General features: G+C 61.4%; 21 protein-coding genes. 16 read left to right on the top strand and 5 right to left on the bottom strand.

Translation table 11 applies throughout. The annotated features are described in order from the left end of the window. The first annotated feature begins 20 nt into the window (after positions 1-20). The 4 genes from AC1DUY_RS20925 to AC1DUY_RS20910 all read left to right on the top strand — a co-directional run bounded on the left by AC1DUY_RS20925 (position 21) and on the right by AC1DUY_RS20910 (position 2,811). The gene (locus tag AC1DUY_RS20925) at positions 21-422 is read left to right on the top strand and encodes a DoxX family protein (RefSeq protein ID WP_231077992.1); all 402 of its coding nucleotides are present in this window, start codon (positions 21-23) and stop codon (positions 420-422) included. A 15-nt stretch (positions 423-437) separates the two neighbouring features. Next, complete coding sequence (locus tag AC1DUY_RS20920) at positions 438-845, top strand: VOC family protein (RefSeq protein WP_175366413.1); 408 nt, start codon at positions 438-440, stop codon at positions 843-845. Positions 846-1,088: 243 nt separating this feature from the next. After that, entirely contained in the window at positions 1,089-2,288 is a 1,200-nt protein-coding gene (locus AC1DUY_RS20915) for a multidrug effflux MFS transporter (RefSeq protein WP_478116697.1), read from the top strand. Positions 2,289-2,337: 49 nt separating this feature from the next. Beyond that, positions 2,338-2,811 (top strand): anthrone oxygenase family protein, encoded by a 474-nt coding sequence (locus AC1DUY_RS20910; RefSeq protein WP_478116695.1) that lies wholly within the window; start codon positions 2,338-2,340, stop codon positions 2,809-2,811. Positions 2,812-2,841: 30 nt separating this feature from the next. Here AC1DUY_RS20910 and AC1DUY_RS20905 read toward each other — a convergent pair whose 3' ends face one another. From AC1DUY_RS20905 to AC1DUY_RS20895, 3 genes are all read right to left on the bottom strand, one after another. After that, on the bottom strand, positions 2,842-5,088 hold the full coding sequence (locus AC1DUY_RS20905) for a TonB-dependent siderophore receptor (protein WP_478116693.1): 2,247 nt from the start codon (positions 5,086-5,088) through the stop codon (positions 2,842-2,844). 185 nt (positions 5,089-5,273) lie between these two features. After that, the gene (locus AC1DUY_RS20900; protein ID WP_478116691.1) at positions 5,274-6,077 is read right to left on the bottom strand and encodes an SDR family NAD(P)-dependent oxidoreductase; all 804 of its coding nucleotides are present in this window, start codon (positions 6,075-6,077) and stop codon (positions 5,274-5,276) included. Positions 6,078-6,173: 96 nt separating this feature from the next. Beyond that, positions 6,174-8,369, bottom strand: coding sequence for a TonB-dependent siderophore receptor (locus AC1DUY_RS20895; protein ID WP_478116689.1), 2,196 nt, complete (start codon positions 8,367-8,369; stop codon positions 6,174-6,176). 331 nt (positions 8,370-8,700) lie between these two features. Here AC1DUY_RS20895 and AC1DUY_RS20890 point away from each other — a divergent pair, with 331 nt between their 5' ends. Next, on the top strand, positions 8,701-9,348 hold the full coding sequence (locus AC1DUY_RS20890; RefSeq protein WP_120288530.1) for a glutathione S-transferase family protein: 648 nt from the start codon (positions 8,701-8,703) through the stop codon (positions 9,346-9,348). Between the two features lie 5 nt (positions 9,349-9,353). Further along, positions 9,354-9,719, top strand: coding sequence for a nuclear transport factor 2 family protein (locus AC1DUY_RS20885; RefSeq protein WP_120288531.1), 366 nt, complete (start codon positions 9,354-9,356; stop codon positions 9,717-9,719). Positions 9,720-9,766: 47 nt separating this feature from the next. Here the strand turns inward: AC1DUY_RS20885 and AC1DUY_RS20880 are convergent, their stop codons facing one another. Both AC1DUY_RS20880 and AC1DUY_RS20875 read right to left on the bottom strand, forming a co-directional pair. Next, positions 9,767-10,528, bottom strand: a complete 762-nt coding sequence (locus tag AC1DUY_RS20880) for a pirin family protein (protein WP_120288532.1) — start codon at positions 10,526-10,528, stop codon at positions 9,767-9,769. A 136-nt stretch (positions 10,529-10,664) separates the two neighbouring features. Beyond that, a complete protein-coding gene (locus AC1DUY_RS20875) occupies positions 10,665-11,258 on the bottom strand; it encodes an isochorismatase family protein (protein ID WP_120288533.1) in 594 nt (197 codons plus the stop codon). Positions 11,259-11,334: 76 nt separating this feature from the next. Here AC1DUY_RS20875 and AC1DUY_RS20870 point away from each other — a divergent pair, with 76 nt between their 5' ends. The 10 genes from AC1DUY_RS20870 to AC1DUY_RS20825 all read left to right on the top strand — a co-directional run bounded on the left by AC1DUY_RS20870 (position 11,335) and on the right by AC1DUY_RS20825 (position 21,479). Further along, positions 11,335-12,276, top strand: a complete 942-nt coding sequence (locus tag AC1DUY_RS20870; protein ID WP_439065886.1) for a LysR family transcriptional regulator — start codon at positions 11,335-11,337, stop codon at positions 12,274-12,276. A gap of 265 nt (positions 12,277-12,541) precedes the next feature. Continuing rightward, positions 12,542-12,958 (top strand): YciI family protein, encoded by a 417-nt coding sequence (locus AC1DUY_RS20865; RefSeq protein ID WP_478116684.1) that lies wholly within the window; start codon positions 12,542-12,544, stop codon positions 12,956-12,958. Positions 12,959-12,985: 27 nt separating this feature from the next. Beyond that, positions 12,986-13,411 (top strand): YciI family protein, encoded by a 426-nt coding sequence (locus AC1DUY_RS20860; RefSeq protein WP_089261981.1) that lies wholly within the window; start codon positions 12,986-12,988, stop codon positions 13,409-13,411. Between the two features lie 163 nt (positions 13,412-13,574). Then, positions 13,575-14,279: a TetR/AcrR family transcriptional regulator gene (locus tag AC1DUY_RS20855; RefSeq protein WP_478116682.1), complete on the top strand. Its 705-nt coding sequence runs from the start codon at positions 13,575-13,577 to the stop codon at positions 14,277-14,279. A gap of 107 nt (positions 14,280-14,386) precedes the next feature. Further along, complete coding sequence (locus AC1DUY_RS20850; protein WP_089263604.1) at positions 14,387-14,866, top strand: DUF2852 domain-containing protein; 480 nt, start codon at positions 14,387-14,389, stop codon at positions 14,864-14,866. Between the two features lie 388 nt (positions 14,867-15,254). Beyond that, positions 15,255-15,968 carry a protein TolQ gene (gene tolQ, locus AC1DUY_RS20845; RefSeq protein ID WP_089261977.1) on the top strand — a complete coding sequence of 238 codons (714 nt, stop codon included), beginning with the start codon at positions 15,255-15,257 and terminating at the stop codon, positions 15,966-15,968. Between the two features lie 37 nt (positions 15,969-16,005). Continuing rightward, positions 16,006-16,479, top strand: a complete 474-nt coding sequence (locus tag AC1DUY_RS20840) for a biopolymer transporter ExbD (protein WP_093759405.1) — start codon at positions 16,006-16,008, stop codon at positions 16,477-16,479. A gap of 52 nt (positions 16,480-16,531) precedes the next feature. Then, positions 16,532-17,563 (top strand): cell envelope integrity protein TolA, encoded by a 1,032-nt coding sequence (gene tolA / locus AC1DUY_RS20835; RefSeq protein ID WP_478116679.1) that lies wholly within the window; start codon positions 16,532-16,534, stop codon positions 17,561-17,563. A 76-nt stretch (positions 17,564-17,639) separates the two neighbouring features. After that, positions 17,640-18,965 (top strand): Tol-Pal system beta propeller repeat protein TolB, encoded by a 1,326-nt coding sequence (gene tolB / locus AC1DUY_RS20830; protein ID WP_093760005.1) that lies wholly within the window; start codon positions 17,640-17,642, stop codon positions 18,963-18,965. 186 nt (positions 18,966-19,151) lie between these two features. Then, positions 19,152-21,479 (top strand): putative bifunctional diguanylate cyclase/phosphodiesterase, encoded by a 2,328-nt coding sequence (locus AC1DUY_RS20825; RefSeq protein ID WP_089261975.1) that lies wholly within the window; start codon positions 19,152-19,154, stop codon positions 21,477-21,479. Positions 21,480-21,554 lie beyond the last annotated feature (75 nt).

Here is a 21,554-nt window from a genome sequence, read left to right as displayed (position 1 = left end):
CGAACCACAGGACCCATTTCATGCCCGTTTCCCGTACCGCGCTCTGGATCGGCCGCATTCTCAGCGGCCTCGTCATTCTCTTTCTTGTGATGGATGGCGGGATCAAGCTGGTGCCGATCAAGGAGGTTACCGAGACCATGCAGCAGCTCGGCTATAGCGGCAGTATGGCGCAGGCGCGCGGCCTTGGCGTTCTCACGCTGCTCTGCGCATTGTTTTACGCGACCCCGCGCACGTCCGTTTTCGGCGCCATTCTGCTCACCGGGCTGCTCGGTGGCGCGATGGCGACACATCTGCGCGTCGACAGCCCGCTGTTCACGCATCTGTTGTTTGGCTTTTACATCGGCGTGATGGCATGGGGTGGGCTGTACCTGCGCGATCCCGCTATGCGCGCGATGATCCCGATCCGAAACCAGAGTCTTTAACCGGAGGAAAGAACGATGCAGGTCAATCCCTATCTTCACTATAACGGCAATTGCGAAGAGGCCCTCAATTTCTATGTGAAGGCAATCGGGGCCAAGATCGACGTCATCATGCATGTGGAAGGCTCGCCCGCGGCGGAACAGATGCCGCCGTCGATGGCCAAGAAGGTGCTGCATGGCCAGATCTCGGTCGATGGCGAGGTCATCATGGCTTCGGACGCGCCGCCGGATTATTTCGAGAAGATGCAGGGCATGTCGGTAGCGCTGCAGATCAAGGATCCTGCTGATGGCGCCAAGGTGTTCGCGGCATTGTCCGAGGGCGGCACCATCAAGATGCCGTTCGGGCCCACGTTCTGGTCGAAGGGATTCGGCATGTGTGTCGATAAATTCGGTGCGCCCTGGATGATCAACTGCGCGATGGAGTGATGTGAGGCGTACGCCGCTTTCTTACCTCTCCCCGCACTTGCGCGGGGAGAGGTCGCGGCGGGTGAGGGGCGGGGCACGATGCCAACCGCTTGATTGGCGTGTAGGGTTCTCTTCCGCTACAAGGCGCCCCGTCAGATCATTGGTGTTGTGAGAGGCTGTGCCTTGCTCCTCATCTCAGCCGGCGTGTCACGATCAGCGATCGAAGATGCGTCGCGGCCACGTTGAATAAGAAAAGAAGATCCCATGTCCGCCTTTACCCGCAACGCCGTCGTGCTCGGCCTGTTGTCCGCCGTCGGTCCCTTCGCCATCGACATGTATCTGCCGGCGCTGCCCGCGATCACCGCCGATTTGCAAACCACGACCTCGGCGACGCAGATGACGCTGATTGCGTTCTTCATCGCCTTCGGCCTGTGCCAGATCGCTTATGGACCGCTGTCCGACGTCTATGGCCGCAAGGCGCCGCTTTATGCAGGTCTGACGCTGTTCATCGCCGGCTCGATCGGTTGCGCGCTGGCACCGGGTGTGGCCTGGCTGATTGCGTTCCGCTTTGTCCAGGGTCTCGGCGCCGCCGCCATGGGCGTGATCCCGCGTGCCATCATCAGGGATCTGCACACCGGCCCTGAGGCGACCAGGCTGATGGCGTTGGTCATGCTGGTATTCTCGGTATCACCGATCCTCGCGCCGCTCGGCGGAAGTGCGCTGATCGTGCCATTCGGCTGGCGCGCCGTGTTCGTTGCAACGACCATCGCAGCCGTCATTGCTCTTGTGCTGGTGGCCTCGCTGCTGCCGGAGACGCGCCCCGCGCATGAGCGCATCTCGGGCAGTGTGCGCAATGTGCTCGGCAGCTTCGGCGAGCTGCTGCGCGACTGGCACTTTCTCGGGCTCACCTTCATCGGTGGCCTCGGCATGGCGAGCTTCTTCGCGTTTCTTGCGACATCGTCCTTTGTCTATATCGGGCACTACGGCCTGACGCCGACGCAGTACAGCCTGGCCTTCTCGGTCAATGCCATCGGCTTCATCGGCGCCTCGCAATTCGCGGGTTTCCTCGGCGGCCGCTTCGGCATGGGCCGCGTGGTGATGGCGGCGGTGTCGGCCTATGCGTTTTTCGCAGTCGTGCTGCTGGCGCTCACGCTGGCCGGTTTCACCAGCCTTGCCGTGCTGATTCCGCTGCTGTTCGTGTCCTTCGCCTTCCTCGGTCTGGTGATCCCGTCGACCATGGTGCTGTCGCTGGAGAACCACGGCCCCATCGCCGGCATCGCCTCCGCCCTGGGCGGTACGCTGCAGATGGTCACCGGTGGTCTGATGATCGGCGTGTCCGGCCTGTTCTTCGACGGCACCTCGCTGCCGATGGTTGCGACCATCGCCTGCACGGCGGTTGGTGCGCTTGCCGTCAGTATCGCCACGCTACGCCCGCGCGAACTTTCGTCGCAGCTCGCGGAGTAGTAAAACTGCTAGGCTGAGCACCGACAGGGTCGAGGTGAGGGTGGGACGAATGTCGTTCGGCCTGACATTTGTAGCAGCGATAGGCTCCGGCCTGATGGCCGGGCTGTTCTTCGTATTCTCGGTCACGGTGATGACCGCGCTCGGCAAGTTGCCGGCACCGGCCGGTATTGCCGCGATGCAGTCGATCAACAGCACGATTCTCAGCCCGCCGTTCCTCACCGCTTTCATGGGCACCGTGCTGCTCTGCGTCATCATCGCTGTGATTGCGGTGCTGAACTGGTCGCATCCGGCGTCACCCTATCTCGTCACGGGTGCGCTGCTCTATACCGTCGGTACCTTCCTCGTCACCGTTGTCTTCAACGTGCCGCTGAACGACGCGCTCGCTGCCGCGCCCGCCGACAGCGCCGGGACTGCAAGTCTGTGGACGCGCTATCTGTCGGTCTGGACCGGCTGGAACCACGTGCGCACGGTGGCATCCACCGGCGCGCTGGCCTTTTTTATGCTGGGGCTCCGCGTTCTCTAGAGCGTTTTCGAGCGAAGCGGGTGCCAGGCCTCAGAACCGATACGTCGCGGTGCTGAGCAGCGTGCGGCCCATGCCGTAGAAGCAGTCGCCGAACGACAGACAGGTGGCGATGTTGCGGGTGTCGGCAATATTGGTCGCATTGAACTGCAGCCGCCACGGGCCGTTGTCCCAGCGCACCATGGCATCGAACAGCGTGTAGTCCGGCGTGCGCAGCACGTCGATGCCGTCCCAGGATTCGCCGATATAGCGCACACCCGCGCCGACGGTGACGTCGGGCAGGCCGAGCGATGCCAGGCGATATTTTCCCCACAATGAGGCCTGCTGCTGCGGCACGCTGGCGACGCGCTTGCCGGCATTGTCGCCGGATTCGATCCGCGCGTCCGTATAGGCATAGGCGCCGATCAGGTCGAGATTGGGTGTGACGCTGGTCAGCACTTCCAGCTCAAGGCCCTTGATCCGCACCTGGCCGGTCTGGATCGAGAAGACGCCGGGTCCGGAGGACAGCCGGTTGCGCTCGGTGGTGTCGTAGATCGCCGCATTGATCGCAGTGCCGGCAAACGGATTGTACTTGAAGCCGACCTCGAACTGCTCGCCGCGCACCGGCTTGCAGAACCCGCTTTCGCAGGTGTTGGCGCCGAATACCGGGTTGAACGATTGCGCCCAGGACACATAGGGCGTCACGCCGAACGGCAGTTCGTACATCAGCGCAGCGCGGCCGGTGGTGGCCCTGTCGTTCTGGGTGGGCAGTCCCTCGACACTATAGCTGACATAGTCCTGCCGCACGCCGAGCAGCGCCAGCCACGGGCCCAGCCGCATCTGGTCCTGGGCATAGAAGCCGGTCTGGCCCTGCTGTGCCTGGGGATCGTCGGTCAGCGACGCGGAGAAACTGCTATAGACCGGCGCATACAGATCGAATGGCCGCGGATCGAGGCCGCTGCCGCTGCGGGTTTTCTCGTGCAGGCCGAGATAGTCGATGCCCACCAGCACCTTGTGCGACACCGCGCCAGTCTGCAGCTTGATTTCGGCATTGCTGTCGGAGGTGAAGGCGTCCTTCGCGGCCTGACGGGCATAATAGATCCGCTGCACGGTACGCCGGCCGGCGTCGAGGAATGGATTGGTGGGGTTGGAATACAGGTCCGGATACATGATGGCGTAATCGCCGTCGGTGTGGCTGTAGCGGAAGCTCTGCTTGATCTTCAGCGCATCGCCGAAGCTCTGCTCGTAGAGGCTGGTGACGCCGCCGGTGGTGATGTTGTAGCGATCGTAATTCGGCTCGCCCGCAAAGCGGTTAACCGGGATATAGCCGTTCGGGCCGGGCTTCAGCACGCCCTCGATGGGCAGGAAGGCGCTGAACGAGCTGGAACTGTCCTTCTGGTAGTTGCCGAGCACGGTCCAGGAGATGTCATTGGTCGGGCGCCAGGTCAGCGACGGCGCCAGCAGGATGCGGTCGTTCGGCACATAGTCGACCTGCGAGTTGGAGTCGCGTAGCACGCCGACGAAGCGATACAGCCACTCGCCGTCCTTGGTCAGCTTGCCGGTGGAGTCCATCTGCAATTGCTTGCGGTCGAAGGAGCCATACTGCACGCCGATCTCGTTGCGGGATTCGGCCTGCGGGCGTTTCGACACTTCGTTGAGCACGCCGCCAGTGGACGAGCCGCCATACAGCACGGACGATGGCCCGCGCAGTACCTCGATGCGCTCCAGCGCGTAGGGATCGCGGCGCCATTCCAGCACCTGACTGAGCCGCGAGCCCTGCATGCCATCGAGATAGCGGCTCGGCTCCTGGCCGCGGATCAACGTGTAGTCGCCGCGGGCATCGCCGCCGAACGGATCGGCGGTCACGCCTGGCACATAGCGCAGGGTTTCCTGGACGGACAGGCCGCCCTGGTCGGTGATGCGATCGGCTGTCACGACCGAGATCGACTGCGGAGTCTCGCGGAGTGGCGTGTCCGTCTTGGTGCCGCCCATGCCGCGATTGGCGAGATAGCCCTGCACCGGGCCGGTGGCGGTTTCCGCGCGAACCCCGGGAGCCGCGGTGACGGCCGCAACCGGCGCATTGTTGCGTGCCGCAGCCTGGCGTGTTGCACGCGCGCGAGCGGTCGATGGGCGGGTCGCGCGCGCACGCGCGGCCGGGCGAACGGGTTGATCCACCACCACGGCTGGCAATGCGGTGCTGCCTTGCGGCGATTGAGCCTGCGATGGCGTCGTGATCAACGCCAGCATCGGCAGTGCCGTCCCGACCAGCCATCCCAGATGTGTGGAAGATTTGAATGTCATTTGCCCGCACCCCCATTACCAAGTGATGCAGGCGACTTATCACGCAGCGACGCAGCCGAAAGACGTCCGGGGCGTCATACAATTAGTCTGGAATTAGTATCTCTCTAAGTTGGCAAAGCTGCGCGATCGAATCGGCAGCCGCGCAATCCGGATGATGCTGCACGTCATCCGGGCACGGACCTTCGCTAGCCGTTGATGCCCTCGCGCCGCAGCGTCGGCAGGCCGATGCCGGTGGCGTCGAAACCGCCGTCGACCGCCAGCATCTGGCCGGTGATGTAGCTCGACCGGTCGCTGCACAGGAAGAAGATGGCGTCGGCGAGTTCGTCCTCGCCGCCGTAGCGATTGAGCGGAATCGCATCGTGATAATCGGCGCGGATTGCCGGCGTATGCACGGCCTTGGCCATCGCGGTTTCCACCGGGCCCGGCGCCACCGCATTAACGCGGATGCCGAGCAGCGCGAGCTCGACAGCGGACTGCTTGGTGAAGTGAATGATGCCGGCCTTGCTGGTGCCGTAGGCGACGCGCAGCGTGGACGCGCGTAGCGCCGAGATCGAGGCGATGTTGACGATGGCGCCGCCGCCATGCTCGCGCATCAAGGGGGCCGCCGCCTTGGTGCACAGGAACGGGCCGGTAAGGTTCACGGCCATGATGCGTTCCCATTCCTCCAGCGTCGTCTCGAGCAGAGGCTTGAAATTCGCGATGCCGGCATTGTTGACCAGTGCATCGAGCCGGCCGAAGCGGGCCTGCGTGGCAGCAAAGGCCTTGTCGACAGCAGCAGCGTCGGAGACATCCGTATGCAGCGCCAGCGTGTTGTCGGGATCGTTCAGCGCCTTGACGCTGGCGTCGAGCAGCTCGCGTTCGATATCCAGCAGCGCGACACGATAGTCTTCGCCAAGAAAGCGCTTGGCCACGGCAAGGCCGATGCCGCGCGCGGCGCCGGTGACGAGTGCAACCTTGCGAATCTGTTCCTTGCCGTCAGCCTTGGTCATGTCCTGCCCTGTGTCTTGATCACTTCAGGGCTGTTTAGAGAACGACAACGGCCGGGACAAGCCCGGCCGCGAACTGGTTGTGGCAGGTCTGACCACTCAGAACCGGTAGGTCGCTGACCCCAACACTGTGCGCCCGATGCCGTAGAAGCAGTCGCCACGCGCGAGGCAGGTGGCGAGGTGCCGTTTGTCGGTGATGTTGCTGGCGTTGACCTGGAAACGCCAAGGGCCTGTCTCGTATTTGATCATGGCGTCGAACAGCGTGTAGTCCGGCGTGCGGAGCGTATCCGTGCCGTCCCAGGACTGGCCGATATAACGCACGCCGCCGCCGAGGGTGACGTCGCGCAGACCCAGCGACGTCAAGCGATAGGTGCCCCACAGCGATGCCTGGTGATCCGGCACGGTTTCCACATGCTTGCCGACATTGTCGCCGCTTTCAACCTTGGCATCGAGATAGGAGTAGCTGCCAATCAGTCTGAGGTCGGGCGTCACCTGGGTGATGACCTCGAGCTCCACGCCACGGATACGCACCTGTCCGGTCTGGATCGAAGCGATGAAACCATTTGCATCGGGCACGGATCCCGAGGCCAGCCGGTTCTTCTCAACTGTGTCGAAAATAGCGCCATTGATCGCGGTGCCCGGGAATGGATTGTACTTGAACCCGACCTCGTAGATCTCGCCGCGCTGCGCCTTGCAGATCTCGGCGCAGACATTGGCGCCGAAGATCGGATTGAACGACTGCGCGTAGGTGACGTAGGGGTTGAAGCCAACAGGCGTTTCATACATCAGGCCCACGCGGCCCGTTGTGGCCTTGGTGTCTTCGTCGGGGCTGCCTGCGACGCGGTTGCTGACATAGTCCTGTCGAACGCCGACCGTGGCGAGCCAGGGGCCGAGCCGCATCTGGTCCTGCGCGTACAGGCCGAGCTGGCTTTGCCGCACCGCGGGGGTGTCGGACAACACAGGCGCCGTAAGACTGGTGTAGACGGGAGCATAGAGATCGAACGGTGTTGGATCAAAGCCACCGCCTGAACGTGTGCGCTGGTTCAGGTCGCGATAATCGAGGCCGAACAGCATCTTGTGTGAAACAGGTCCGGTCAGCAGCTTGAGCTGGACATTGTTGTCCATGGTCAGGCTGTCCTTGGCCACTTCCTGGCTGGAAATGTAGCGCGCCACCGTTCGGTGCTCGGGATCCAGAAACGGATTCGAGGGATTTGAGTAGGAATCCGGGTAGGCCGTCCGATAGATGCCTTCGACATGCGTGAAGCGCAGGTTCTGGGTGATTTTCACGGCATCGTTGAAGCTGTGTTCGAACAGGCTGCTGAAAGCACCGGTCTCGGTCTGGTATTTGTCGTAGCCGGGATAGCTCGCGAAGCGATTCACCGGAACGAAGCCGTTCGGCCCCGCGAACAGCGTGCCTTCATGCGGCAGGAACGCCGTAGAGCTGCCGCTCGTGTCCTTCTGATAGGTGCCGAGCACAGTCCAGCTGGTGTTGTTGGTCGGCCGCCAGGTCAGCGACGGTGCCAGCACGATGCGGTCGTCCTTGGTGAAGTCGGTCTGCATGTTGCTGTCGCGGAAGACGCCGACGAAGCGATACAACCACTCGCCATCCTTGGTCAGCTTGCCGGTCGTATCGATCTGCACCTGCTTGCGGTTGAAGCTGCCAAATTGAACGCCGATCTCGCTCGCCGCTTCCGCCTGCGGGCGCTTCGAGATCAGGTTGATCAGGCCCGCCGTGGACGTGTCGCCGTACAGTACGGACGCCGGTCCGCGCATCACCTCGATGCGCTCGGCCGTATAGGGATCGGGCCGCCATTCGTTGAACCGATAGGCGTCCGCCGCGCGTGTACCGTCGAGATAGATATTGGGGTCCTGACCGCGGATGCGCGGATAGTCGCCGCGTGAGTCCACACCGTAGGCGTCGGCGAAGACGCCCGGGATATAGCGCAGGGCATCCTGAACACTCGTCGCGCCCTGATCGGCCATGCGATCGGTCGTGACCACCGTGATCGACTGCGGCGTCTCGCGCAGTGGCGTGTCCGTCTTCATGCCAGTGGTGCTCTGCCCGGCGAGGTAGCCCTGGACCGGACCCGTGCCGGATTCGAAAGCTGCAGCAGCCGGAGCGGCGGTCGCGGCCGGCGCTGCCGGTCCCCGGGCGGCAGTCCGACGGCTGGCGGCGGAGCGCGCCGCCTGCGACCGCTGCGGACGTGCCGGCGTGGCACGCGGTTTGGCCTGCTCTACAACGACGGGCGGAAGCTGGCTCTGCGCCTGCGCCGGAGCTTCGATCGCGAAGGTCATAAGAACTGCGATAGACGCTCCGAAGAGTCGCTGTGAGGTTTGGGAAATGGCCACGCTTACGCTCCTTAGCTAATTTTCAGCTAAGTCGGTAACGCGCGCGTGAAGCGGTGTGAACGGCAAATGGCCATTTCCACAGGTTGCCAGCTTAGTATCGTTCTACTTTTCGAGCTCTGAATATGTCCAAGGCCCGCATGGAAGGATTTTGGCTCCCCTGTCGCGAAAATGGGCCGATACTTGTCGGAACGCGTAGAGCTCATTCGTCCTTGGTCGACGTCATTCGCCAGGCTCATGCAGCGGCGATGTATTTCATCCATCCCGACAGGAGGTTCCCTTGTCCCTCACACTGCATTTCCATCCGCTGTCGTCTTATTGCTGGAAGACGCTGGTCGCGCTGTACGAGAACGACACGCCGTTTACGCCGCATATGGTCAATCTCGGCGACGAAGCTGAGCGCGCGGCGCTGTTGAAACTGTGGCCGATCGGCAAATTCCCCGTGCTGGAAGATGATGAGCGCGGCGCGATCGTGCCGGAGTCCTCCATTGTCATCGAGTTTCTCGACCGGCATTTTCCCGGCCGCACGCGTTTCATCCCCGATGGCGACGCCGGCCTGCAGATGCGGTTACGCGACCGCTTCTATGATCTCTATGTGCACACGCCGACGCAGAAGATCGTCGGCGACCGTCTGGTGCCGGCCGACAAGAAGGATCCGCATGGTGTGGCCATGGCGCGTGCGTTGCTCACCACATCCTACGGCATGATCGACAAGCAGATGGCGACGAACGCGTGGGCGATGGGCGCAGCGTTCACGCTCGCCGACTGCGCCGCGGCTCCGGCGTTGTACTACGCGAACAAGGTGCATCCGTTCGGAGACGCACATCGCAACGTCTCGGCCTATCTTGGCCGGTTGCTGGCGCGTCCATCATTCGCGCGGGTGGTGAAGGAGGCGGAGCCGTACGCGCACATGTTTCCGGAGGAGTGAGCATTATGAGTGCCGACAAGGCGGGGATCATTCGAGACCTGTTTGCAGCCTATCTGCGCAATGACCGCGGGGCCGTCGAAGATGCGTTCACGGACGACTTCACCTTTACGAGCCCGTTCGATGATGGGATCGACAAGCCTACCTATTTCGCCCGCTGCTGGCGTGTCGCCGACTGGATCGCGCAGCATGATCTTGAGCGTATCGCCGTCGATGGCGATACGGCTTTCGTGACCTATCGTTGCGTGGCGAAGGACGGCAAGAGTTTTCGCAACACCGAAGTCTTCGGCTTCGAGGGCGATCTCATCCGGTCGATCGATGTGTATTTCGGCGCGAGTTACAAGAACGGGGTGTTTCAGAAGCAGGCGTCGTAAGGGCGTAATCATACGAGTGCGGACAAGATCCGAACCATCCATTCGGATCAGCCACTGATAGTTCCTCCACGCGAGAACTTAGCGCTCCGATCAACGAGGAAAACAACAAGATCTGTTTCCTGGACAGCGGTAACATTCATCTCGGCCTGATCCGCGGCAAGCATCAGCGCGGTGTGCGTTCCGACGTCGTGCTGTCCCGCAGATATTCTGCCCTGAAAAACATATAGCCAACGATCAAACCCGGGTTTGGACGGGAGGTCGATACTTCGACCTGCCGATAGATGGGTATCGTACAAATAGATGGCCTGACGTACGAAGGTCGGCGCGCCCGATCCTTTCGGTCCGGTCAGCAACCGCCATTGATCGTTGCGCTTGATTTTATCGAGTTCAACAAATTGAACGATCGGCTCTTCGTCTGCGGCCTCAGGCCGAACGAAAATCTGCAGCATTTCGATCTGGTCGTCTCCGACAACTCGCTCTTCGTGATGAAAGCCGCGGCCTGCGTTCATCACCATCAACCGGTCGGGCGATATAAGTTCGCTCTTTCCGGCGGAGTCGGTGTGCTGCATGCGGCCTGCGCGCATGTAGCTTATGATCTCGTCATTGCGATGCTCGTGCATCCTCACGACGAGGCCGGGTTGCAGCCGGGCGTGGTCGATAACGCCAAGCCCGCCGAAGCCTGCGTCATTTGGCTGTCCCAGAGAGATGCCGGGATGGATTCGACGCAACTGGAATGGCCCTTGCGACCGCACCTGATGGCTTTCGGGCGAGACGACGCCGATCCCTTCGATGGTTGGTACTGAGGTCATGTTTTTTCTCCTTATCGCGTTTTCGAGCGAAGTGGATGCCGGTTCGCGTCAAGAAAACGCGTCAAACAAAAAGCTGGAGCCCGGTTCTGCTTCAATCAGAACCAATGAGGCTCCAGCTTCGGCGGGCGCGACGGCGTTACGGATTGATCGGCGGAAGCACTTCGGTGAACAGCAACTGGATGAGTTTTTGCCCATTGGGCGTTCCCCAGTTCTGAGCGAGCTCGGCGATCATCGTGTTGGTCGCTGTTAAAACAACGCCAGCATCCTGCATGCGCCGGCGGGACATATCCTCGGAGAGCTCGAATGGAGACCCCGAAGCATCCATGACCGCCTGGACGCTGTAGCCTTCGGTCACCGCATCGATCGCTGGGAAGACGAGGCAGACGTCGGTCGTGACACCGGCCATGATCAGATTCTTTCGTCCCGTCGCTTCCACCGCCGCCTTGAAGTTGACGTCGGTCCAGGCATTGACGATGCCTTCGCGCTTGACGCGCGCTTTGAAGGCGTCTGGCAGGATCTCCTGCAGCTCCGGCAACAGCGGCCCCTGCAGGCGATCTTCCTGGCTCGACGTCAGGACGGTCGGAATGTTCAGGATGCTCGCTGTTTTCGCCAGTGCCAGCGACATGCGCTTGGCCCGGGCGACGTCGATGTTCTTGATCAACTGCATCGTGCCGATCTGATGATCGATAAGCAGAAGCGCGGAATTTTCCGGGGTGAAGTAATTGGGCATGATCTGACCTCGTTTGGCTCAAAGAGCGTCATTGCTCGTCCATAAGTGTAGAAATGAAACAAAGCCCGCGGCAGACTTGAAAAATGACCTCATCATGTTTCATAAATGGAACATGACAGTCTTCGGAGATTTCGACGGCCTTGCGCTATTCACCCGCATCGTCCAGGCGGGAGGGCTCGCGGCGGCCGAGCGTGCGACGGGCATTCCGAAAGCGACGCTGTCCCGGCGACTGTCGGTGCTGGAAAATACCTTGAACGTCCGACTCGTCCGGCGGACGAAAAAGGGCGTCGTGCTCACAGAGCAGGGGCAGCAACTTTTCGAACGAAGCCGTGCGGCCTTCTCGCTCGCTGAAGAGGCCGTAGCCGAGGTTCAGGACGAGCGCGCAGCCCTGTCGGGCAACATTCGTCTTTCCTTGCCGCCCGATATCGCCACTGCAGTGCTTGCGCCTGCGTTGATCCGGTTCGGAGTCAGACATCCCGATGTCACGATTGAGATAACGCTTGCCGATCGCAGAGTGTCGCTGATTGAGGAAGGATATGATCTGGTGGTTCGGATGGGGCCGGTCGCGGACTCCGAACTCATCTTCAGGAGAATTGCCACCTTGCCGAGAGTGCTGGTCGCGAGTCCGGGCTTTTTATCGGCACACCCCGGTTTGAACGAGCCGCAGGACCTCAGGGAAATTCCCGCGCTTGCGATCCGTCGCGATCTGGTCGAATGGGATCTGCGAAACGACAAAGGCGTGACCGCGACTATCCATCCCAAAATCAGCTTTGCGGCCAACCGGCAGACGATATTGGTGGACGCCGCAATTGCGGGCCTCGGGATTGCCAACCTGCCATTCTTTTTGGTTGAAGCCGCACTGACATCCGGTGCGCTTGTCCGCGTCCTGACAGGTTGGGAGCCATCTCCTGTCGAAATGACGGCGCTGTGGCAAAAGGATAGATTCAGCGGCCGCCTGATAAAGGCAATCGTGACCGAATTCGCAGATGCGCTGAAAGATGATCGGGCGTCGCGCTAGTCGATCATTCGAAATGCTGTTGAGCGATAATTGCGTTTCCGGGAGAGCCACACGGGCGGCCAGTTTTGATCCTGTAATTGTAGAAGCCTGGACCAGGCCGATTGGGCAGCGGCATAGCCCAACTTCGCAGCGGGATTGCCGCTGACCATGGTTGAAGGAAAAAATCCATTGGTCATGACGTCTGAAATAATTTCACCGGTCATGTCGGTCAGGCAAAGAGCCAATCGTCATATTTGCAGTCGAACCTTCCAACGGAGAGAGACCGATGCGTTTCATGGTGATTGTGCATGCGAACAAGGACACCGAAGCCGGCGTGATGCCGACGACGGAACTGCTGACCGCGATGGGCAAGTTCAATGAAGAGATGTGCAATGCCGGCGTGATGCAGGCCGGCGAGGGGCTGCATCCGACCTCAAAGGGCGCGCGCATCGCTTTTACCGGCAGTGAGCCAGTGGTGAAGCAGGGGCCGTTCGATGTGACGCGCGATCTGATAGCGGGCTTCTGGCTGATCAACGTCGCCTCGAAGGACGAGGCGATCGCGTGGATGAAGCGCGCGCCGTTTGCGGCCGGCGACGAGATCAAGATCCGTCAGGTGTTTGCGGCCGAGGATTTCGGCGACGCCCTCACGCCCGAATTGCGCGAGAAGGAAGAGCGTCTGCGCGCGCAAGCCGCGAAGAAATAAGCAAAGAGATCAATAGGGATAGTGACCATGCGATTCATGATGCTGATGATCCCCGGCGGCTATGAGACTGCGGCGCCGGGCACCGTGCCGGAGGATGTCGAGCGCGTCGCCGCGATGATGGCCTATAACAAGGCGCTGATGGATGCCGGTGTGCTGATCACCTGCGATGGACTGCACCCGCCATCGATGGGCGCGCGGGTGTCCTTTCCATCCGGCAAGCCGGTGGTGACCGACGGGCCGTTTGCGGAATCCAAGGAAGTGCTCGGCGGCTACTGGATGATCGACGTCGCCTCGCGCGATGAGGCCATCGCCTGGGCCAGTCGCTGCCCGGCGACGCCCAACGAGGTGATCGAGATCCGCCAGGTGCAGGAAATGGCCGATTATCCGGAGGACGTGCAGGCCGTCGCCTCGGGATTTGAGGAGATGCAGACCACCGCAAAGCGGCTCGGCTGAGGCAAAATCACTGCGACGGGGATGAAACGGTCGTGTCGCAACACGGCCGCATGCCTGCCGCAGGATTTCCGCATGCGGCGGGCGTTGATTTGTTGAGGGAATTTGCGCCGGTCACACCGTTTTGGTGTGACCTTTTGGCCCGGCTCATGTTAAAGCCCTTCACATGAGCTGGCGCAAAGACAGCCGCGGCGAGCGCGGTTATCACCACGGAAATCTGAAAGAGGCCCTGCTGCAGGCAGCGCTGGGGCTGATTGCGGAGAAGGGGCCTGCGGGCTTCACCTTCGCCGATGCCGCGCGCACGGCCGGCGTCAGCGCGGCCGCGCCCTATCGCCATTTCCGCGATCGCGACGACCTCCTCGCCAGCATCGCGCAGCGTGGCTTCGAGCAGTTCGAGCTGGTGCTGACGGCGGCGTGGGACGATGGCCGGCCGAATACGGTCACGGCCTTCGAGCGGATCGGCAAGGCGTATCTCGCTTTCGCCCGCACTGAACCGGCCTTCTATTCGGCGATGTTCGAATCCGGAATCCCCGTAGATTCCAGTCCTGAACTGGCCGCGGCGGGAGAACGTGCCTTCGGTGTGATCCGTGCGGCGGCAGAACGTTTGGCCGCCTTGACGCCGCCCGGTGTGACGCGTCCGCCGGCGATGATGATGGCGCTGCATATCTGGTCGCTGGCGCATGGCGTGGCCTCGCTGTTCGGCCGCGGCGATGCCGCGCGGCGCAAATTGCCGATGTCGCCGGACGACCTGCTGGAGGCCGGTGCGCTGATTTATTTGCGCGGACTGGGCTTTCCAACCGACCAAAACGTCCACAAGTCCGACACATCTACATCGCCCAAATCGGGTCCTTGGGGAACCGCCCCAAAATAATTCGCGGCGCTCCCCTTGCGGTCGTCTTGACAAAATCCGGCTGTGAGCTAGGTATGTAAATGTTATTTACATTCACAAGCGGCATGGTGCCGCTGATGGAGAGGAAAATGGCCAACGCTGCAGATTACAATCGATGGGGTCCACCCGCCGATGATCGGGTGTCCTACCAGATGCGCTCACCATGGCACATCGTATTGATCGTGCTCGGTTTTATCATCTGGTGGCCGGTTGGCCTCGCACTTCTCTTCTTCACACTCGGGAGCAGAAAAATGGGTTGCTGGGATCGTAACGGCCGTTTCGAGAACAAGATGGAGCGGATGCAGTACAAGATGGAGCGCATGCGCAACCGCATGGAGCGCTCAGGCTTCGGGTCGGGCTTCGGCTTCGGCCCGCCGACCTCGGGCAACCGCGCCTTCGACGAATATCGCGTCGAAACCCTGCGCCGCCTTGAGGAAGAGCAGCACGAGTTCAAGAACTTCCTCGATCGTCTGCGTCACGCCAAGGACAAGGAAGAGTTCGACCAGTTCATGGCGCAACACCGTCCAAAGCCGACCCCGCCATCGGATAACAATCAGCCGCAGGGCTAACAGCCCGGAACTGATAGGCGTCAGGCGGTAGCGCGCCCTTCGCCCGATGCCGACATCGCCGCCCGTCTGATCATTCAGGCGGGCGGTTTTGCTTTGTCACGGGCCCTTCACGAACAAGCGAATACCGCTTCATTTCTCGGCCAAAACACGCTTTGGTAACTCCGCATTAACCATGACTGGCGTCTGGTAAAAGCCGCAGAAACGCGTGCAAGCCCTTGTTTTGACATGTTGGCAGGGAATTTAGGGCCCGGCTTCGGACAAGCCCTCCATGCGACACAACAAGAACATTGCACTGGCGTTCCGCGCCGCGCGCGATGCGTGGCCGCGACACCAGCGATGAGCAAGTCGCTGGCAAATTGAGGATTTTTGCGTTGAGAGGATACCGTTCATGAACCCGGCCGATGTGGCGCAGTCAGCCCTGCCGCTGGCTTCATCCGACGTTTCGCTGATCGCGCTGTTCCTGCAGGCCCACTGGATCGTGAAAGCGGTCATGCTGGGACTGCTGGGCTGTTCGGTGTGGGTCTGGGCGATCGCGATCGACAAGATGTTCCTGTATGCGCGCACACGCCGCGCCATGGACCGGTTCGAGCAGGCCTTTTGGTCCGGCGAGTCCATCGAGGATCTGTACCGCGCGCTGTCCGCCAAGCCGACGCAGTCGATGGCGGCGTGTTTCGTCGCGGCGATGCGCGAGTGGAAGCGGTCGTTCGAAAGCCAGGCGCGCTCCTTCACCGGTCTGCAGATGCGCATCGACAAGGTGATGAACGTCTCCATCGCCCGCGAGGTTGAGCGGCTCGAGCGCCGGCTTCTGGTGCTAGCAACGGTCGGTTCGGCCGGCCCCTTCGTCGGTCTGTTCGGCACCGTCTGGGGCATCATGTCGAGCTTCCAGGCGATTGCCGCCTCGAAGAACACATCGCTGGCGGTGGTCGCACCAGGCATCGCGGAAGCGCTGTTTGCCACGGCCATCGGCCTTATCGCCGCCATCCCGGCGACTATTTTCTACAACAAATTCACGTCAGAAGTGAACAAACAGGCCCAGCGCCTGGAGGGGTTTGCCGACGAGTTTTCAGCGATCCTGTCGCGCCAGATCGACGAGCGCGTCTGATGGGTGACGAATTGAACCTTGAAGTGAGCACCCTGTCATGGGGATGAATATGGGCTCGGGCGGTGGTGGCGGAGGTCGGCGCGGGCGCCGGCGTGCTGCCGTCATGGCCGAGATCAACGTCACCCCGATGGTCGACGTCATGCTCGTGTTGATGATCATCTTCATGGTGTCGGCGCCGCTGATGACCTCGACCATCGATATCGACCTGCCGATCGCGAGCGGCGGCAAGTCGATATCGCAGAATGCTCCGCCACTCACCGTGTCGGTGAAGCGCACCGGCGGTGGCTGTAATTCGGCGGTCGAAATGTATGTCGGCGACGCCCTGGTGCCGGTGAGTGAGCTCGACGCCAAGATCAAGGCGATCCGGGCGACGCGTTCGGAGACAGACAACACCGTGTTTCTCCGTGGTGACAAGGACGTCTGTTACACGGACATGATGAAATTGCTCGGCACCGTTCGCTCTGCCGGATTCAAGGCCAATATCGTGATCCTGCCGGAGCAGGGGACGTAAGCTCGTGGAACAGCCGGTTGATCTGGGCAGGAGCAGGATTGGAAATCTGATCGTGAAGGTCGACAAGACACTCATCGCATCGGTAGCCCTGCACGTCATCGTGATCGGGTGGGGACTTCTCACGTTCTCTTCCAAGGCATTGGAAGTGATGCCCGAGGATTCCGTCGGGGTCGACATCAGCGTCGAAAGCCAGTCCATGGTCGGTCAAAAGACCGGCAAGAAGGAAAATCCGAAGCCGAAGGTGGAGAAGGTCGCCGAGGCCAAGCCGCCGGTCGAGGATACCGTCGGCAAGATCGACGACAAGAAGCCGCCGGTGATCACCGAGACGGCGCCGAAGGAACAGCCGAAGACTGACGAGAAAGCGGCGGCCGAAGCAGCGAAGGCGGAGGCTGCGGCAAAAGCCGAGGCTGCAGCGAAAGCCGCGGCCGATGCCAAGGCAAAGGCAGAAGCCAAAGCGGCGGCGGTTGCCGACGTCAAGGCAGAGGCTGAAGCGAAGGCCGAGGCTGACGCCAAGGCGCAGGCAGAAGCCAAGGCGAAGGCCGAAGCGCAAGCCAAGGCTAAAGCAGAAGCCAAAGCGAAGGCTGAGGCCAAAGCCAAGGCTGACGCCGAAGCGAAAGCCAAGGCCGAAGCACAGGCCAAGGCAGCAGAGGCCAAGAAGGCCGAGCGCGTGTTCGATCAGTCAAAGATCGCGGCGCTGATCGACAAGCGCGATCCGACCCGGAATTCGGTGACGGGGTCCGACCTCAATCCGAACGAGGCTCTGGGTTTGGCGAAAGGCAATGCGAGCAACAACGTTGCCACTTGGGGCGCAATGTTCAAGTCGCAGGTCGAGCGCTGCTGGAAGAAGCCCTATGGCGGCATCGAAGCGCAGATGACCGAGTCGATTTTCAGCGTCAAGCTGAGGCGTGATGGGTCGTTGGAAACGACGCCGGTTGCCATCAGCAATCCATCGACGCCGTATTTCCGCGTCTATCAGGAGAGCGCACTGCGTGCGATCATCGAATGTGCGCCGTATAAGCTGCCCACGGCGTTTTTTGACGAGTGGAAGTTTTTCGAACCCGTTTTCACCGAACGACGGTCATGAGCACGTCACTCCTGTTGACGATCACGAATACCGAGCAAAGCCCGCAATAATGACCGACAAGAATGGATTGCCCCCGATGTTGTTTCGCCCAAGCCGCCGACAGATCATCACAGGAATGGCGGCGACCGGTCTGCTGATGGGCACCAGCGCGCGAACCGCCTTCGGGCAGGCGCGCGTGCAGATCACGGAAGGCAATGTCGCGCCGCTGCCCATCGCAATCCCCAATTTCTCCGCCGGCACTGGCGCGGACAATGAGGTGAGCGTCGGCGTCTCGCAGGTCATCACCAACAATCTCAAGCGCAGCGGTCTGTTCGCGCCGATCGATCCGGCCGCCTTCGTCGAGAAGGCGATCAATATCGACGCGCCGCCGAACTTCGTGAACTGGAAGACCGTCAATGCGCAGGCGCTGGTCACTGGCCGCATGACCCGACAGGGCGATGGTCGCCTGAAGGCCGAATTCCGGCTGTGGGACGTCGCCACCGGTCAGCAATTGGCTGGCCAGCAATATTTCACCTCGCCGGAATACTGGCGTCGTATCGCCCACATCATTTCCGACCAAATCTATGAGCGCCTGACCGGCGAGAAGGGCTATTTCGATAGCCGCGTGGTCTTTGTCGACGAGACGGGCTCCAAGGAGCGCCGCGTCAAGCGACTGGCCCTGATGGATCAGGACGGCGCCAATGTGCGTTACCTGACGCGCGGGGCGGATCTGGTGCTGACGCCGCGGTTCTCGCCGTCCACGCAAGAGATCACCTATATGGAATTCGGTCAGGGTGATCCCAAGGTCTATCTCTTCAATATCGAGACAGGCCAGCGCGAGGTTGTCGGCAACTTCCCGGGCATGTCGTTCTCGCCGCGTTTCTCGCCGGATGGCCAGCGCGTCATCATGAGCCTGCAGCAGGGCGGCAATTCCAACCTCTTCGTCATGGACCTGCGGTCGAAGTCCACGACGCGGCTCACCGATACGCCGGCGATCGATACCTCGCCGTCCTATTCGCCGGACGGGGCACGGATCTGTTTCGAATCCGATCGCGGCGGCAAACCGCAGATCTATACGATGGCGGCAACCGGCGGCGGTGCCCAGCGCATCTCGTTCGGCGAAGGCAGCTATTCGACCCCGGTCTGGTCGCCGCGCGGCGACTATATCGCCTTTACCAAGCAGGGTGGTGGTCAGTTCTCGATCGGCATCATGAAGCCCGATGGCTCCGGCGAACGGCTGCTGACGTCCGGCTATCATAATGAGGGTCCCACCTTCGCGCCCAATGGCCGCGTGATCATGTTCTTCCGCGATACGGGCGGGGGCCCGTCCCTGTTTACGGTCGACGTTTCGGGTCGTAACGAACTCAAGGTCCCGACGCCCGGCTTCGCGTCCGACCCGGCCTGGTCGCCGTTGCTATCGTAAACAAACGATTGGCGGCGACCGGCGGATTACCGGCTATTCCCGGCAAACTTTGCCCACCGCGCTGAAATCACGAGCAGATTTGCTGTTTATGCGAATGCGTAAACAGTTCGCTAACGATGTTCCCTCAGAAAGACTTCATCAGGACCCGGTACCAATGTGCGCCTGAACAGGACGCATTTACGCCCGATGCAGCTCGCCGACCACAACCGGACGAACAGCAAATCGATGTCGCCGTCGATCTACACGGCGCTCGTCGATTCCTTGTTCGAAAACCCGATTCCGATGCTGGCCGGTGCGGTCTGCGCCGGGACCGGCGCAGTCATGACTGCGGTGAAGACCGGCAACCCTTTGCTGTGGCCATGCGCCGCCCTGATCATCGTCATTGGCGCTTTGCGGGCCCTTCAGCTTAGCCGCTATGAAAAGCGCGAGACCGCGCTGACGCCTGACGAGGCGATCCGCTGGGAATTCAATTACATGGTTGGCGGCTCGCTCTATGCAGCCGCGTTGGGCCTGTGGTGCTGGGTCGTTCTGCTCGGCAGCGATGATCCGGTCGCGCATATGCTGGGTACGGCAGTCACCGTCGCCTATATCGCGGCCGGTGCCGGCCGAACCTATGGCCGTCCGAAGATCGCGCAGTTGCAGGTGCTGCTGGCGTGCGGTCCGATGGCGCTGGCGCTGATTATCCACGGTGACTTCTACTATATCGGCTTTGCGTTTCTGAACGTCCTGTTCTTTGTCGGCCTGCGCCGGATCACGCTTCGTCTGCATGACGTCTACGTCAAAGCGCTGCTGGCCACCGAGCGGGTCGGCTCCATCGCCGGCCAGTTCGATACGGCGCTGAACAATATGCCCAACGGCCTGTGCATGTTCGGCGCCGATGGTCGGTTGGCGGTGCTCAACAATCGCTTTACCGCGATGATGGAGATTTCAGAGGATCTCGTGCAGCGCGGCGTGACTGCTCGCGAAGTCGTCTCGCTCTGCGTCAATGCAGGGACAGTGTCATCGGCCAGCGCGATGACCATCATCACCGAGATTGAAAGCTCGAAGGCAGCCGAAATCACGACCCTTGATCATGCCCACGAGAGTGAACGTGCATTGTCGTGGAAGTTTCAGCCGATGGTCGGCGGCGGCACGGTCGTTCTGCTTGAAGATATTACCGAGCGCCGCAATTCCGAAGCGCGTATCAGCCACATGGCGCGTTTCGACGAATTGACGGGGCTGCCGAACCGGGTCAGTTTCCGGAACGAAATCGGCCGCATGCTGAAGAGCTCGGACCAATCCACGCTGTCGGCCCTGCTGTTCGTTGATCTCGATCAGTTCAAGCAGGTCAACGATACGCTTGGTCATCCATGCGGCGATCAGCTGTTGTGCATGGTCGCCGATCGGCTGCGCGAAATGTTGCGCGCGGACGACTTCGTGGCCCGTTTTGGCGGTGACGAATTTGTCGTGTTCCAACGTGCCATCAAGACAAATCATGATGCAGCCGATCTGGCGCGTCGCATCGTCGAACGGCTTAGTGAGCGCTACGAGGTCGACAATCATCAGGTCGAGATCGGCGCCAGCGTCGGCATCGCGTTGACGGAACCCGACGTCAGCGCTGACAACCTTTTGAAGAACGCCGATATGGCGTTGTATCGTGCGAAGGCCTCCGGCCGTGGCACCTTCTGCTTCTTCCGCGACGAGATGGCCCAGACGGTCGAGGCGCGCCGCGTGCTCGAACTGGATCTGCGCCAGGCGCTCGCCAATGAAGAATTCGAGATTTACTACCAGCCGCTGGTCAACCTGAAGTCGGGACGCATCTCGACCTGCGAAGCGCTGCTGCGCTGGAATCATCCTGTCCGCGGCACTGTTTCGCCGGTCGATATCATTCCCGTCGCAGAAGACATGGGCCTGATCGTCGATCTTGGCCGCTGGATTTTGCGCAAGGCCTGTATCGAATGCATGAAGTGGCCGGACGCGGTCAGCGTCGCCGTCAACTTCTCGTCGCAGCAGTTTCATCAGCGCGATGTGTTGAGCGAGGTGCGCTACGCCCTCGATGTGTCCGGGCTGCCGGCGCGTCGTCTCGAGATCGAGATCACCGAATCGTCGCTGCTGCGTAATACGCAGTGGACCCACGATGCCCTCGCGCAGCTTCACGCAGCAGGTTGCCGGATTTCGCTCGACGATTTCGGTACCGGCTATTCGAGCCTGAGCTATCTGCACAATTTCCCGCTGCAGAAGGTGAAGATCGATCGCTCATTCCTCGAAGGGATCGATACGGACCGTCCGTTGACGCTGCTGCGCGGCGTCGCGCGCCTCAGTGCCGATCTGGGAATGACGGTTGTCGTCGAAGGCATCGAGACCAACGAGCAACTCGAGCTGATCAGTGCCGACGGCACGATCAGCGAGGCGCAGGGCTATCTGTTCAGCCGCCCGGTGCCTGCGACCCGGATCAGGCAGCTCCTGGACGCATCCCACGGACGTCGCGTGATCGAGCCCGGCGCCAATGTCGAGGCCACGCGCGCGCCGGCCTGACCAGCCGCGGGCCACACTCTCGAATTTCCATTTCCATTCGTTTCGCACGCCGAATAGGCCAAAAGGGTTAACCAC

The sequence above is a fragment of the Tardiphaga sp. P4_G1 genome (assembly GCF_056401215.1).
The sequence above is the reverse complement of the archived record's forward strand: the minus strand, read 5'-3'. Positions and strand labels throughout refer to the sequence as shown.

Coding starts and splice junctions, on each gene's coding strand:
- AC1DUY_RS20910 (WP_478116695.1), top strand. CDS start 2,338: ATGTCGTTCGGCCTGACATTTGTAGCAGCGATAGGCTCCGGCCTGATG.
- AC1DUY_RS20920 (WP_175366413.1), top strand. CDS start 438: ATGCAGGTCAATCCCTATCTTCACTATAACGGCAATTGCGAAGAGGCC.
- AC1DUY_RS20880 (WP_120288532.1), bottom strand. CDS start 10,528: ATGACCTCAGTACCAACCATCGAAGGGATCGGCGTCGTCTCGCCCGAA.
- tolQ (WP_089261977.1), top strand. CDS start 15,255: ATGAACCCGGCCGATGTGGCGCAGTCAGCCCTGCCGCTGGCTTCATCC.
- AC1DUY_RS20875 (WP_120288533.1), bottom strand. CDS start 11,258: ATGCCCAATTACTTCACCCCGGAAAATTCCGCGCTTCTGCTTATCGAT.
- AC1DUY_RS20915 (WP_478116697.1), top strand. CDS start 1,089: ATGTCCGCCTTTACCCGCAACGCCGTCGTGCTCGGCCTGTTGTCCGCC.
- AC1DUY_RS20925 (WP_231077992.1), top strand. CDS start 21: ATGCCCGTTTCCCGTACCGCGCTCTGGATCGGCCGCATTCTCAGCGGC.
- AC1DUY_RS20905 (WP_478116693.1), bottom strand. CDS start 5,088: ATGACATTCAAATCTTCCACACATCTGGGATGGCTGGTCGGGACGGCA.
- AC1DUY_RS20865 (WP_478116684.1), top strand. CDS start 12,542: ATGCGTTTCATGGTGATTGTGCATGCGAACAAGGACACCGAAGCCGGC.
- AC1DUY_RS20825 (WP_089261975.1), top strand. CDS start 19,152: ATGCAGCTCGCCGACCACAACCGGACGAACAGCAAATCGATGTCGCCG.
- AC1DUY_RS20840 (WP_093759405.1), top strand. CDS start 16,006: ATGGGGATGAATATGGGCTCGGGCGGTGGTGGCGGAGGTCGGCGCGGG.
- tolB (WP_093760005.1), top strand. CDS start 17,640: ATGTTGTTTCGCCCAAGCCGCCGACAGATCATCACAGGAATGGCGGCG.
- AC1DUY_RS20850 (WP_089263604.1), top strand. CDS start 14,387: ATGGCCAACGCTGCAGATTACAATCGATGGGGTCCACCCGCCGATGAT.
- AC1DUY_RS20855 (WP_478116682.1), top strand. CDS start 13,575: ATGAGCTGGCGCAAAGACAGCCGCGGCGAGCGCGGTTATCACCACGGA.
- AC1DUY_RS20885 (WP_120288531.1), top strand. CDS start 9,354: ATGAGTGCCGACAAGGCGGGGATCATTCGAGACCTGTTTGCAGCCTAT.
- AC1DUY_RS20900 (WP_478116691.1), bottom strand. CDS start 6,077: ATGACCAAGGCTGACGGCAAGGAACAGATTCGCAAGGTTGCACTCGTC.
- AC1DUY_RS20860 (WP_089261981.1), top strand. CDS start 12,986: ATGCGATTCATGATGCTGATGATCCCCGGCGGCTATGAGACTGCGGCG.
- AC1DUY_RS20895 (WP_478116689.1), bottom strand. CDS start 8,369: ATGACCTTCGCGATCGAAGCTCCGGCGCAGGCGCAGAGCCAGCTTCCG.